Origin of the sequence: [Pseudopropionibacterium] massiliense, assembly GCF_900607225.1 — a bacterium.
Taxonomy (GTDB): Bacteria; Actinomycetota; Actinomycetes; order Propionibacteriales; family Propionibacteriaceae; genus Arachnia; species Arachnia massiliensis.
Genome location: NZ_LR027842.1, coordinates 2,490,352 through 2,503,242 on the forward strand (window position 1 = coordinate 2,490,352; position 12,891 = coordinate 2,503,242).

11 protein-coding genes are annotated in these 12,891 nt (G+C 67.1%); 6 read left to right on the forward strand and 5 right to left on the reverse strand.

Features of this window, described 5'->3' with window-relative positions; translation table 11 throughout:
- Positions 1-34: 34 nt before the first annotated feature.
- Positions 35-652, reverse strand: a complete 618-nt coding sequence (locus tag E0E39_RS11105; RefSeq protein ID WP_130874793.1) for a class I SAM-dependent methyltransferase — start codon at positions 650-652, stop codon at positions 35-37.
- A 47-nt stretch (positions 653-699) separates the two neighbouring features.
- A complete protein-coding gene (locus E0E39_RS11110) occupies positions 700-1,956 on the reverse strand; it encodes an ATP-binding protein (protein ID WP_207302557.1) in 1,257 nt (418 codons plus the stop codon).
- A 161-nt stretch (positions 1,957-2,117) separates the two neighbouring features.
- Between E0E39_RS11110 and cysS the strand changes: the two genes are divergently transcribed.
- The 3 genes from cysS to E0E39_RS11125 all read left to right on the forward strand — a co-directional run bounded on the left by cysS (position 2,118) and on the right by E0E39_RS11125 (position 6,097).
- Complete coding sequence (gene cysS, locus E0E39_RS11115) at positions 2,118-3,548, forward strand: cysteine--tRNA ligase (RefSeq protein WP_130874795.1); 1,431 nt, start codon at positions 2,118-2,120, stop codon at positions 3,546-3,548.
- A complete protein-coding gene (gene rlmB / locus E0E39_RS11120; protein WP_130874796.1) occupies positions 3,549-4,496 on the forward strand; it encodes a 23S rRNA (guanosine(2251)-2'-O)-methyltransferase RlmB in 948 nt (315 codons plus the stop codon).
- A gap of 275 nt (positions 4,497-4,771) precedes the next feature.
- Complete coding sequence (locus E0E39_RS11125) at positions 4,772-6,097, forward strand: hypothetical protein (protein ID WP_130874797.1); 1,326 nt, start codon at positions 4,772-4,774, stop codon at positions 6,095-6,097.
- A 148-nt stretch (positions 6,098-6,245) separates the two neighbouring features.
- Here E0E39_RS11125 and E0E39_RS11130 read toward each other — a convergent pair whose 3' ends face one another.
- The 3 genes from E0E39_RS11130 to E0E39_RS11140 form a co-directional block, all read right to left on the reverse strand.
- A complete protein-coding gene (locus E0E39_RS11130) occupies positions 6,246-7,034 on the reverse strand; it encodes a MerR family transcriptional regulator (protein ID WP_245988296.1) in 789 nt (262 codons plus the stop codon).
- Between the two features lie 10 nt (positions 7,035-7,044).
- Positions 7,045-7,953 (reverse strand): DUF2268 domain-containing putative Zn-dependent protease, encoded by a 909-nt coding sequence (locus E0E39_RS11135; RefSeq protein ID WP_245988298.1) that lies wholly within the window; start codon positions 7,951-7,953, stop codon positions 7,045-7,047.
- Positions 7,954-8,092: 139 nt separating this feature from the next.
- Positions 8,093-8,491, reverse strand: coding sequence for a VOC family protein (locus tag E0E39_RS11140; protein WP_130874799.1), 399 nt, complete (start codon positions 8,489-8,491; stop codon positions 8,093-8,095).
- Between the two features lie 69 nt (positions 8,492-8,560).
- Between E0E39_RS11140 and E0E39_RS11145 the strand changes: the two genes are divergently transcribed.
- From E0E39_RS11145 to E0E39_RS11155, 3 genes are all read left to right on the forward strand, one after another.
- Positions 8,561-9,139, forward strand: coding sequence for a TetR family transcriptional regulator (locus E0E39_RS11145; protein WP_130874800.1), 579 nt, complete (start codon positions 8,561-8,563; stop codon positions 9,137-9,139).
- A gap of 142 nt (positions 9,140-9,281) precedes the next feature.
- Positions 9,282-11,087 carry an ABC transporter ATP-binding protein gene (locus E0E39_RS11150; protein ID WP_130874801.1) on the forward strand — a complete coding sequence of 602 codons (1,806 nt, stop codon included), beginning with the start codon at positions 9,282-9,284 and terminating at the stop codon, positions 11,085-11,087.
- Positions 11,081-12,820, forward strand: coding sequence for an ABC transporter ATP-binding protein (locus E0E39_RS11155; protein ID WP_130874802.1), 1,740 nt, complete (start codon positions 11,081-11,083; stop codon positions 12,818-12,820). Before E0E39_RS11150 ends, E0E39_RS11155 begins: the two co-directional genes overlap by 7 nt.
- Positions 12,821-12,891 lie beyond the last annotated feature (71 nt).

Consider the following 12,891-nt stretch of genomic DNA (forward strand, 5'->3'; position numbering starts at 1 on the left):
CGCCCCACCACCGGCGGGCTGCACCAAACACATCTCACCGTGCCCAGCGTGAGGCATGAAGCCTCTCGATGATGCCGCGGTGCAGCCTGTCGGTCTCGACGACGTGGAGCCCGAGGGCCTCGACGTGGCGTCTGGGGCGCCGGGTCCAGTGCTCCCCCTCGGTCGGAACGGTGATCGCCTGCAACACCCACTGACCCATTCTGATGAACGGGTTGGTGGATCCGACGTGATCGGCGAGCAGCAGCGATCCCCCCGGTCGCAGCACCCTGACCATTTCCTCCACGCCGGCGCGCGGGTCGGGGAAACCGCACAGCGAGAAGGTGCACACCACGGCATCGAAGGTTTCGTCCCCGAACGGCAGTCGTGCCCCGTCGGCCCGCAGCAGCTCGACCTCGCACCGGGCGGTGGCCGCGCGTCTTCTCGCCAACTGCAGCATGCCCTCGCTCAGATCCACCCCGATCAGCTTCGCCCCCGGCGGGTAGTGCGGCAGGTTGAGCCCGCTCCCGACCGCGACCTCGAGGACCTCCCCCGCCGCCCGTTCGCACACCCATCGGCGGCTCGGCGCCAGCCAGCGCTCCTCCACCCGGGAGACCCGCTCGTCGTAGCGAGTCGCGGTCCGGTCCCAGTAGCGCCGCACTCTTTCCGTTCGCATGGTCTCAGGATTCCCCTTCTTCCGGCCGTCGGATTCGCGGCGCGGGTTCAGGGCCCCAGAAGTCCCAGAGGGACGACGGCCACCCCGTCCCGACGCCGATAGGCGTGCTCACCGGTTGTCAGGATCACGAGATCCGCGACCCGCTCCGGAACCGTCTCGCGCAGCCAGAGCAGGTGCCGCACATCGGCGTCCCCGGGGGCGGTGGTGAGCTTGACCTCGATCCCGACGCAACGGCCGTCGTGGCCCTCGACGATCAAATCGATCTCATGCCGTCCCCGATCCGTCCGGAGGTGAGATGTGGTGGCCTCCGCCGTCTGGGCCAGCACACGGACCGTCAGTGTGGCCAGGCTTTCGAACAGCGCACCCAGAAGACCACCGGCGTGGGGGGCGACAAGGCCGCCACGGAGAAGATCCATCTCCCTAACGCGAAGCAGTTGAGCAGCCAGAGCCGGATCAGCCAGCTGATGTTTCTCGCTGCGTCCCAGGTTTCGTATCCCGGTTCCGATGGGCAGCCATGGTGGCACCGGATCGAGCAGCCACAGGGATGTGAGCCAGTCCCGGTAGTTGATGGCCGTTGCCTTCGTCGGGAGATCACCGTCTCCCGGGGTGGCGTCGCGTCGAATGTTCTCCCAAGTACTCGTGGAGGACGATGCGTGGGCATAGGCAGCGGCCCAGGCACGCAGAGTGGCCGGGCGTCGCACCTGGATTCCCCGCTCCTCCGCCAAGTCACGGGAAAGAGCTCGTGTCAGGTACGCTTCGAGTTGCACCCGTCTGGCCCGGTTGCCGAGTACGCGGATACCCGGGAACCCGGAGGATTCGATCTCCCTGACGTAATCGGCGAGTTTCAAATCGCAGGCGCCTTCCACCGGGGTGTGGGCTCCCGTCAGAAGTTCCGCCAAACTGACCGCGGGTTGCACGAGACAGCGTTCAGGTAAAGACATCGGCCGCATCCGCAAGGACACGATCCTGCCCGCACCCGAATGGGTCCTGGCGTTCCCGGGCGTGGCGCTTCCCGCCAGCAAGAATGTCCCGGGGGCAGCTCCATCGTCAACCGCCCGGCGAACCGCATCCCAGGTCCACGGCAGTCGTTGCCACTCGTCCACCAGTATAGGAGGCCTGCGACCAATCCAGGAGTACGGATCTCCCTCGAGCATGATCGCGGTTTCGGGCTGGTCGACCCGCAGCACCGTCCCCGCGCGCTCCAGCCCCGTGGCCGTTTTCCCAACCCCTTTGGGACCGTCCAGCGCGATCGCCGCCAGATCCGGCATCAACACATCCAGTTCGTCGTCGATCAGACGTCTCATGTATGCCACGCCGCCTCCTTCCCCAGGGGTCTACTATACTTTTTCGTCGTTCCAAACTGTACCTATCCGACACCAGTTACTGTACTTTTCCGTCATCAGGGATCACCTGGTTCCGGGGCACCCGCTGACGCCGGGCGCCTGGCGGCACTAGACTTCACAGGGTGAATCTGCGCCTGTACAACACCGCCACCCGAGCCGTCGAGGAGTTCGTTCCCCTGGTTCCCGGGAAGGTGTCGATCTACCACTGCGGGTTGACGGTGCAGGCCTCCCCGCATCTCGGGCACATCCGCAAGGAAGTGGTCTTCGACGTGCTGCGCCGCTGGCTGACGCATCAGGGCCTCGACGTCACGGTCGTCGCGAACGTCACCGACATCGACGACAAGATCCTCGCCAAGTCCGCGGAGGCCGGCATCGAGTGGTGGGCGCATGCCTACCGTTTCGAACGGGAGCTGCACGACGCCTACGCGGCACTCGGGTGCCTGCCCCCCACCTACGAGCCGCGCGCCACCGGCCACGTCCCGGAGATGATCGAGCTGGTGGAGGAGCTGCTGGAACGCGGCCACGCCTACGTGGCCGACGACGGCTCCGGGGACGTGTACTTCGACGTGCGGTCCTGGCCGCGCTACGGGGAGCTGTCGGGCCAGAAGGTCGACGAGATGGCCGCAGCGGAGGACGCCGATCCGCGCGGCAAACGCGATCCCCGCGACTTCGCACTCTGGAAGGGCCGCAAACCCGGGGAACCCGAGACCGCGTCCTGGCCCACGCCCTGGGGCCGAGGACGTCCCGGCTGGCACTTGGAGTGCTCCGCCATGTCCGGCAAGTACCTCGGTGACACCTTCGACATCCACGGCGGTGGCATCGACCTGCGTTTCCCGCACCACGAGAACGAACTGGCCCAGTCGGCCGGGGCCGGGCGTGGTTTCGCCCGGGTGTGGATGCACAACGCCTGGGTGACGATGGCGGGCGAGAAGATGAGCAAGTCGCTGGGCAACACCGCCCTGGTCTCGGAGGTCACCAAAATCTTCGAGCCGCGCGCGGTGCGATTCTTCCTGCTTGCACCCCACTACCGCAGCCAGATCGAGTTCTCCCCCGCCGACGAGCAGACCCGAGGATCTTTGGCGGAAGCCGAGAAGGGTATCGAGCGCATCGACTCCTTCCTGAGGACCGCCGGTGAACGCGGTGTGACGCGGGGCACGGTCGGCGGACCGTTCTGGGATGCCTTCGAGGCCGCCATGAACGACGACCTGGCCACCCCGGCCGCGGTCGCCACGCTGTTCGAGGCCGTACGGGCGGGAAACAAGGCCCTGGGTGACGGTGATCCCGGGGCCGCCGACCTGTACGCCACGATCGCCGAGATGACCAGCATCCTGGGCATCAACCCGGACGACGCACCGTGGGCCACGGCTCCCCGGGGCGATGACCTGACCCCCGTCGTCGACCGGCTGGTCTCCACGCTGCTGGAGCAGCGCTCCGAGGCCAGGGCCGCCAAGGACTGGGGACGCGCCGACGCCATCCGGGACACACTCACCGACGCGGGGCTGAGCATCACCGACACCCCCGAAGGGGCCCGCTGGAGTCTGGAGAAGAAATAGATGGCAGGCAACTCGAGACGCCCCGGGGCCAGGAGCCGCGGCAAGGGCAACACCGCCGGTTCGGGCGGACGGATCCGCCGGTCCCTGCGAGGCAAGGGCCCCACCCCGAAGGCCGAGGATCGTGTCTACCACAAGGCGTACAAGGCCAAGCAGGAGGCACTGAAACGTCAGGCGAACCGCCCGAGGGCGAAAACCGGCCGCGCCCAGACGGGGGCGGACTGGGTGGTGGGCCGCAACCCGGTACTGGAGGCCCTGACGGCCGGGCTGCCCGTGAAGCAGGCCTACGTCGCCGAGGGTGCCGAGCGCGACGACCGGCTCCGCGACATCCTCAAGTTCGCGGCCGAGCACTCGCTTCCGCTGCTGCAGGTGACCCGGGCCGAACTGGATCGGGTGACCGGCGGACTCGCCCACCAGGGGGTCGCCCTGCAGCTCCCCGCCTTCGACTACACGGATGTCGAGGACATCTTCGACGCGGCCCTCGAGATCCCCTCGCGGGGTCTCGTGGTGGCGCTCGACCAGGTGACCGATCCCCGCAACCTGGGTGCGATCATCCGGTCAGCGGCCGCCTTCGGGGCGCAGGGCGTGGTGATCCCGTCCCGCAGGTCGGCCTCCATGACGGCCGCCGCGTGGAAGACCTCCGCGGGAGCGGCGGCGCGCATTCCCGTCGCGAGGGTCACGAACCTGAACCAGATGCTGCGGCGCGCCTCCGACGCCGGCTTCACCGTCGTCGGCCTGGCCGGTGAGGGCGACACCCCGCTGTCGGGCATCCCGGGGCTCGACGGCCCCGTCGTGGTGGTGGTCGGATCCGAGGGAGAAGGCCTGGCCCGCCTGGTGCGGGAGAACTGCGACGCCCTGGTCTCGATCCCCATCACATCCGCGGTGGAGTCGCTCAATGCCTCGGTGGCGGCCTCCATCGCGCTCTACGAGATCGGTCAGCAGCGCCTCTGATTCTGCATCGATCGTCCCCGAACGGTACACACCGGTCAATCGGCGTCAGTCGGCCACCTGGTCTCGAGGACGGGTCCGCGCGACGAGGGGTATTCGACTTGAACCGACAAGGAATGTCAGAGCTGGTTGAGACTCGATTGGCAAGATCGACAACCGAGAAGCCCAACTCACAATGACCGAATGCCCTGCGCGGGAAAATGGTCGAGCCGGGACGTGAACCCTTGGGCGACGCAGGGGACCGCAGGCTGGCCCGCGGGAGCCTTACACTTGACGAAGTGATCATTTCTGGATTGATCCGTGGCTTCTTCTCATCGCTGGATGGTTTCACTGTCGCGGTCCCCGGCGACGTGAACGTCGCGGTCCCGAACAACTGGCGCCAAGCGGCCCTGCCACCGGGTACATGCCTCATCGGCGTGACGAAACACGGCGAACCACGCCCGCTCCGCTGGCCCGGGATCACCCACGGCCCGATCAGTTTCCCGGGGTTGCTGCGAGCCGTGGTCATCAGACTGTCCGTCGAGTGCAAGGGCGTGTGGCTCACGGCAACGGCGCCACGAACCCGCGGCGGCTCGTGGCGGCTGTGGCAACTCCAGGAATGGGCGGGAGGCGGCCCGAACATGGGCTGCTGGCCGACGACTCATCCCACGCTGCCGTGGGACGACTTCCACGGCGCCACGGTTCACACGGACGCCGGGGTGACACCGGGATACTTCGCACTCCCGTCCTCACGGATACACCGGGTACGTGCACGCATCATCTCCGGCGACCCTTGGGAGGCCTGGCACCCCGTGACAGAGGTGGACCCGGCCGACCCGTGGGGAGACGTGTGCGCCCGCTGGAGACAGCTGTGCCTGCTGATGGGATACGCGCCAGAGGACCTCCACCCCCACCGCACCCTCCGCCCCGAGGAGCTGTTCTTCGCCGATCCATGGCAGGGCGAGCAGAGTATCTCCGGATGGAACTGGTGGACGGCGTGCGGCGGCTGGGAGGGCTCGGAAAACTGCACCAAGCAGTGCTTGTCGGAAATCAGCACCACGCCCCAGCGGTACCCCACGAATGCGGCATGGGTGCTGTCGAGAACCGGAACCATCTACCCGGTCCCCGCCGGCAGCTACATCTCAGACCCATCGCCCGCGATGCGCCTCGCCACCGACCCGACCGTCCTGACGGCAGCGTCCCTGTACCTGTCCGTGCGTTCGTGCAGCGGCATCGACTTCATCTCCTCCGCCTGTGGCCCCGACACCTACCGAACACAGTGGAGAACCGTTTCGAAGGCCGATGAGAAACTGCTCGATCCCCCCGCTTCCATGGACCCCGCTCTCTACCCCTACACCCGCAGACACCCCCTCTACGGATGGAAAAACCGGTATTTCGCGCACGACACACCACCCATCAGCGAAATCAACACCTCCGACGCGACCGCGGTCAGCGCCTGCGCAACAGCCAGACCGCCCCGGGAAACAGGCACGGAGGACACCCCCCTGTCCCCACCGTGGACGGGCAGCACGGGAGAAACCCCCCTCCAACCGGGGCAGAACCTCTCCGACCTCACCTCCAACCCCGAGGTCTTCCGCACACTCCTGGCTGACCTCACCCACTAACACATCCCACGGACAGAGCAGCACATCCTCATGAGTCTCGCGAGAGGCATTGAGACAAGGAGGCGTATTCACAGGGACAGTCGCAGGCACAATCCTCTGGTGAGAGGCTGTGGCCACGGCCTCGAGGAGCGGAAGCCGTGAATGAACCTCATGGTTCCGTCCCCATCCTTCTTCCCAGCGCCTCCTCGAGATGCAGCAGCAGCGCATCCCTGACGAACTCGGCACCGCCCCGCCCTCCGAAGGCGTGCCGCATCGCCGGGTCCTGCACATACATGTGGGCGAGCCCGCGGATCATGGCCGATGAGCGCTCCCTGTCGCCGGCGTGCGTCGGGGTTCCCGGGATCTCGGCCAGCCAGGCCAGGTGCCGGTCCACGAGCCGGCGCACCTCCGGGGAGTCCAGCGCGGCCCCGGACCGCTGGGCGCGAACCCAGTCGGCGACGAGCAGTTCCGAGCTTTCCTTCCACGCCTGCTGCTGGGCGAGGGTTTTGCCGTGCCACCAGTCATGGCCCGCCCGATAGACCTCGCGTCCCCAGCGCGCGACCACCTCGTCCTCGTGGAGGTCGTTGAACCCGTCGAGCAGCACGTCCGGCCTGGGCGGCCTCCCTTCACGGCGCGCCTCGAGGAGATGCTCCACGGCCCGGAGCCTCCGGTCCAGGGCGTCCCGTTCCCGGTGCAGCCGCCGGATCTGTTCCTCGAGTGCCTCGTCCTCCTGGCCCTCCGTCTCGCCGTCCAGGAGTTCGGCGATGCCGGCCAGTGACATTCCGGTTTCGCGGAGCAGCAGGATGCGTTGGAGTCGCGCGACGGCCCAGGCGTCGTAGAAACGCAGCCCGGACCCGGAGGTCCGGGTCGGGGTCAGGAGACCGATCTGGTCGTAGTGGCGCAACGTCCGGGGCGAGATGCCGGCGCGTCTCGCCAGTTCCCCGGTCGGCCACTCCACCACATGTCCCTCATTCCCCGAAACGGCTCTTCAGACCCAAGGCTGCCACACCGACCTCGGCGACGACTCTCCAATCCGTGCGCACCGAGGCAGCGGCAGTGGTTCCGCACCGCTCCAGGTATGCGTCGACGATCCGGTTCCCCGCGGCGTACCCCGCCCCGGTTGGCAATCCCACCGGTGCGGCACCGAATCTCGTGGCGGAGGCATCGCCGAACACCCAGGGGGTGAAGTTCCGCATTCCCGTGATCTCCATGCCGGAGATCACCTTCGCCACGGCGGTGTCGTCCCCCAGGCACGACACCGCGAAATGCGTGTAACCGCGCCGGCCGTGGAGTTCCCTGGCGAAAGCGTCGGCCAGCCCCTCGGCGACGATCTGCTCGCCGAGGGCAACCGCCATGGGGTCCCAGGCGATCCCACCCTGTCCGTAGCGGACGTTGTGGTGGAACTCGTGGGCGGCGATGGCCTCGATCCGGTCGCGCACCACGCGGTTCGGCCACAGCGTCAGCTCGATGAATCCGGGGATCCCACCGAACGCCGACAGCCCGTGGATCTCCTCCATGAAGTGGGGGTCCGTCGGGTCGCCCAGGGTCACCAGCACGGTCAGTTCGCCGGGGAGAACCAGGCCGGGATCGGCCGCGGTGAGCGCCCGGGCCGCCTGGTGGATCCCTGCCGCCACACGCTCCCGGGCCCGCGCCTTCTCCAGCTCCCCCAACCCGGCGCGCAACTGCTCGTCGGCCCCCTCGACCGGGAAGCCGAAGGTTCCTTCGTGCATGGCGAGCCGGTCCGGGCCTCCGGGAATGAACGGGTACATGCCGTCCATGGGGGATCGCATGCGACGGATGAGGCCGGGGCGGTCGGCGGCGGGCGCATCCAGGATCTCCCGGGTCGCCGCCACCGAATCGAGCACGGTGATCTTCATGCACCCGAGACTCGCAGGTGACGCACCGTCAACTGCAAGCCAGCCCCACCAGGACCGTCCTCACAACGGGGGCCGGATCCGGGTCGTCCCATTCCCGGCGTCGATTGGGCGCTCAGCCGGCTCCTCGAAGCCTCTGGTTCTAGGTGTATGAGGCCATGAAATCAGCGCTCGGCTCGATGGGACGGATGACGTCAACCAAAACGCCCTCGGGCCCCTCGATGATGAAGTGCCGCTGTCCCCATGGCTCATCCCTCAGGGGCAGGACCGGTTCCAGGCCCATTCCGATGACCTGCGCATGGATGGCGTCCACATCATCCAGCTCGATGTTCAGCAACACACCCCGAGGCAGGGCCCGAGCTTCTGCCGGGATGGATTCGTGGTCGTGAGCGATGATGGCCAGCTCCGACTGGCCGCATCGCAGGCTGATGTACCAGTCGCTCTCAAAGGTTGTGTCAAGGCCGAAGACCTGCCTGTAGAAATCAGCCGCCGCAGTGATGTCGGCGGACATGAGGACTGGATAGATGCTCGCAAGAGCCACGGAACACTCCTTTACATACACTGTGCTTGTATGCAGCAAGCATACATACAGCTTGTACGTAAGGAAGAAATGCCACGATCCAGCGCCGCCGATGCCGCGCGGACCGCCGAACGGATCCGCGACTGCGCACTCGATCTCTTCGCCGAACACGGATATGCCGCCGTCGCGCTGGAGGATGTCGCACACGCCGCCCGGGTAACTCGCGGTGCCGTCTACCACCATTTCCGGAACAAGGACGGACTCTTCAGGGCCGTTGCCGAGCATCTGCACGAAACCGTCGCATCACGGGTCGCCGCCGCAGCCGCGGCAGTCGCCCCCGATCCCGAGATGCAATTGAAGGCCAGGTCACACGCCTTCCTGGAGGCCATCACCGAGGCCGCCCCCGCTCGCATCCTGCTGATCGACGCCCCGGCGGTCATGGGCTGGCAGGAATGGCGAAACCTGGACGCCGCGAACTCCCAGGAACTTCTCGGCGAAGCACTCGCGGCGGCGGGAATCGAACAGCAGCGAGGTCGAGCGATGACCGCGCTGCTCTCGGGAGCCATGAACGAAGCGGCCCTGTGGGTCGTCCACCAAGATCCTCCCACCGCCGCCCTGGAAACTGCCCTGGAAGGACTGGACCACCTGCTCACATCACTCCTGCACTGACGAGCGGCGACACCCGATCACACGATGACCCGTGGCGCCAAGGCCCATTCACGGCACCGATCACAATCCAGAACCCCTTGTAGGGGTATACCCCCAGAATGCTAACTTAGGCATGCCTACCTTTCTATCCGGAAGGGACATCATGTCAACGCAGTCCTCTGTACCCGACGCCGTTCCCGCGAACGCCCCGAGGTCCGTGTGGGATCTGATCCGCAGCGCACGCGGCTCGATGTACCTGGGGTTCACCCTCGCCGCCCTGGGAGCGGTGTTCAAGGTGGTGCCCTACATAGCGATCGTCGAGATCACCCGTTCCCTGCTGGCGGGGAACCCGGATCCCGCGCACCTGTGGGGATGGGTGATCGCCGCGGTGGTGTGCATGGTGGTCCACTCGCTCTCCTACACCTACGCGCTGGGGAACAACCACACCGCGGAGGCGAGGCTCCGCCACGAGCTCCGGCAGCGGCTCATCGACAAACTGGGGGTGGTGAACCTCGGCTGGTTCTCGGCCCGGAGTTCGGGTCGCATCCGGCAGGCCGTCTCGAACGACACCGCCGACATCCACTCCCTGGTGGCGCACCTGGCCGGCGACTTCGCCAATTCCCTCATCAGCCTGCTGGTCAGTCTCGGGTACCTGTTCTGGCTGGACTGGCGCTTCGCCGGCCTGCTGATCGGCTGCTATCTGCTGCTCTCGGTCCTGGTGTACGCGACCGGCATGACGGGAATCAGGAAGGTGTTCGACGACTACGCCGAGGCCGAACGGCAGCTCTCGGACCGGACGGTGGAATTGGTGGACGGCATCAAGGAGGTCAAGAACTTCGGCATGACCGCGGATGTCTTCGGGCGTTTCGACGAGGCCCAGAAGAGGTTCTCCAAGGTTTCCCTGGTATGGATGCAGAAGCAGAGCATCGGTCTGAGCCTGATCGCGTCGCTGCTGCGGCCCGGACCGGTGTTCGCCGCCACGATGGGACTGGGTCTGGTGTTCACGCTCCAGGGGTGGTTGTCGCCGGTGACCGTGGTGGCCTTCGCCCTGGTGTGGGTCGGGCTGCCCGAGGGGTTGCTGACCCTGATGGAGATGTCGCAGAACCTGTACGCGGCGAAGCAGGCAGCGAACAGCACCCTGCACATCCTGCAGGCCCCGGAGCTGTCCGAGCCGGACACCGAGATCGCCCCCGAGGAGAAAGCCCCCGCGGTGGAGTTCCGCGACGTCAGTTTCTCCTACAACCCCGGGGAACCGGTCATCCAGGAACTCTCCCTGAAATGCCCGCCGGGCACGGTCACGGCGCTGGTCGGCCCATCCGGCGGCGGGAAGTCCACGCTGGCCAGGCTCATCGCCCGGTTCTGGGACGTCGACTCCGGAACGGTGCTCGTCAACGGCCGCGACGTGCGGGACCAGCCCTCGCGGGAGCTGCTGTCGTCGATGTCACTGGTCTTCCAGGACGTCATGCTCAGCACCGACACCGTCCGCGCGAACATCGCCCTCGGGAACGCGGATGCGACCGAACACGAGATCGAGGAGGCCGCCAGAGCGGCCTGCATCCACGACCGCATCATGCAGCTTCCCGACGGCTACGACACGATCATCGGTGAGGGAGCCCATCTCTCCGGAGGTGAGGCGCAGCGCCTGACGATCGCGCGGGCCTTCCTGGCCGCATCCCCCATCCTGATCCTCGACGAGGCGACGGCCCAGGCCGACAGCCACTCCGAACGCCTGATCCAGCAGGCCATCAACAACCTGGCACAGAAACGCACGGTGATCGTGATCGCCCACCGGCTCTCCACAATCCAGGGCGTCGACCAGATAGCCGTGATCGACGCGGGCCGGCTCGTCGAGCTGGGAACCCACGACGACCTGCTGGCCCAGGACGGCCCCTACGCCCGGTTGTGGCGGAACCAGACCACCATCGCCCACGCCGTTGAAGGGCTCGAGGGAAGGGAACCGGCATGCTGAAACAGTTCCGTCGCTATCTCGACAAACCGGGGGTCGTGAACGCGCTGATCGTCGGTTATGCCGTCTCGGCGCTGCTGCAGGGCCTGGCCTTCGTGGTCCTGATCCCCTTCCTACGGGCCTTCCTGGGGCCGGACCCGGCGTCCTCCCTGCCGTGGTTGTGGGTCCTGATCGGTCTCGGTTCCGCCGCTTTCCTGGTGAACTGGATCAGCATGACCCTGGCCATGCGCATCAGCGTCATCGACGTCTGCGGCAACCTGATCTCGAAGATCGGACGCCGGGTCTCGGCGCTTCCCCTCGGCTGGTTCCAGGCCCGGAGCGCCGGGAACGTGGCCGCCGCCGTGTCGAGCGAGGTGGACACCCTTTCCCACCTGGCGTCGGTGGTACTGCCCAACCTGGTCTCGGCGATCGTGATTCCCGGCACCGTGCTGGTGGCCACCTTCTTCTTCGACTGGCGGCTGGCCCTGGTGATGGCGGTCAGCCTGCCCTTCACCTACCTGGTGTGGCGTTGGGGCCTGCGCAGCATGAAACAGGAACACGCCCAGGAACCCGTGCTCAGCTCGGCCAGCGCGGGAAGGCTGATCGAGTACGCCCAGCTCCAGCCCGTCCTCAGGGCCCGTGGCCTGGCCGGCATGCAGTGGTCCCCCATCCGGAGCACCCTGGAGGCGGAGAACCAGGGCGTTCACCGGCTGCTCAAACTCCAGGGCCCACCCATGGGGGCCCTGCTGGTGATCACCCACGCCATCTTCGCCGGGGCCCTGGCCTTCGGGCTGGCGTTCGCCCTGGACGGGTCGCTGGACCTGGCCACCTTCGTCGCCGTCGTGGTGATGACCACCCGGTTCGTGACCCCGATGACCCACGCGTTGCTGTACCAGGGGGAGATCCAGAAGTGCGAGATCTCGCTGGAGGCCATCGGGAAGATCCTGGATTCCCCCGGGATGCCCGAGCCTGAAAACCCACGGGTTCCCGAGAACCACGACATCGGGTTCCAGGGCATCACCTTCTCCTACGACCAGGACACCCCCCTGTTCCGGGACTTCTCCCTGGAAGCGCCGCAGGACCGGATCACCGCGATCGTCGGGCCGTCGGGCTGCGGCAAGTCGACACTGACGAAACTGGCGGCGAGGTTCTGGGACGTGTCCGCCGGACGGGTCACCATCGGCGGGGTCGACGTCAGGGACATCGCCACGGAACAGTTGATGTCGATGATCTCGATGGTCTTCCAGGACGTGTACCTTTTCAACACCACCATCCGGGAGAACGTTCGCATCGCCAAACCCGGGGCCACCGACGAGGAGGTGGACGAGGCCATTCGCCGGTCCCGCCTGGAGGGGGCCCTGAAACGGTTGCCGCAGGGACTCGACACCCCCGTCGGCGAGGGTGGACTGCGCCTGTCCGGTGGTGAACGGCAGCGCGTCTCGATCGCCCGCGCCTTCCTGAAGGACGCCCCGATCCTACTGCTCGACGAGGTCACCTCGGCGCTGGATGCCGAGAACGAGGCGGTCCTGACCACGACCCTGGAGGAACTCTCCCGGGGTCGCACGGTGGTGGTGATCGCCCACCGGTTGAGCACCATCATGCGTGCCCACTCGGTGGCGGTGCTGAGCGGCCGCGAGGCCGGTCAGGTCACCCGGGTGGTGCAGCAGGGCTCCCCGGCCGAGCTGGCGAAAACCGAGGGACTGTTCGCGGAACTGCTCGAGGACTCCCGGGCCATCAGCAGGTGGCGGCTGACCTGAGACGCTCGAACAGGCGTCCGGTCAGGTCTTTTCCCCGGGGTTCGGCCCTCACGGCCGCTCCCCGGGGACTA

What these genes read in the sequence shown, in the direction of transcription:
- E0E39_RS11145 (WP_130874800.1), top strand. Translation starts at nt 8,561, where the DNA reads ATGCCACGATCCAGCGCCGCCGATGCCGCGCGGACCGCCGAACGGATC.
- E0E39_RS11155 (WP_130874802.1), top strand. Translation starts at nt 11,081, where the DNA reads ATGCTGAAACAGTTCCGTCGCTATCTCGACAAACCGGGGGTCGTGAAC.
- E0E39_RS11150 (WP_130874801.1), top strand. Translation starts at nt 9,282, where the DNA reads ATGTCAACGCAGTCCTCTGTACCCGACGCCGTTCCCGCGAACGCCCCG.
- rlmB (WP_130874796.1), top strand. Translation starts at nt 3,549, where the DNA reads ATGGCAGGCAACTCGAGACGCCCCGGGGCCAGGAGCCGCGGCAAGGGC.
- E0E39_RS11135 (WP_245988298.1), bottom strand. Translation starts at nt 7,953, where the DNA reads ATGAAGATCACCGTGCTCGATTCGGTGGCGGCGACCCGGGAGATCCTG.
- E0E39_RS11110 (WP_207302557.1), bottom strand. Translation starts at nt 1,956, where the DNA reads ATGAGACGTCTGATCGACGACGAACTGGATGTGTTGATGCCGGATCTG.
- E0E39_RS11105 (WP_130874793.1), bottom strand. Translation starts at nt 652, where the DNA reads ATGCGAACGGAAAGAGTGCGGCGCTACTGGGACCGGACCGCGACTCGC.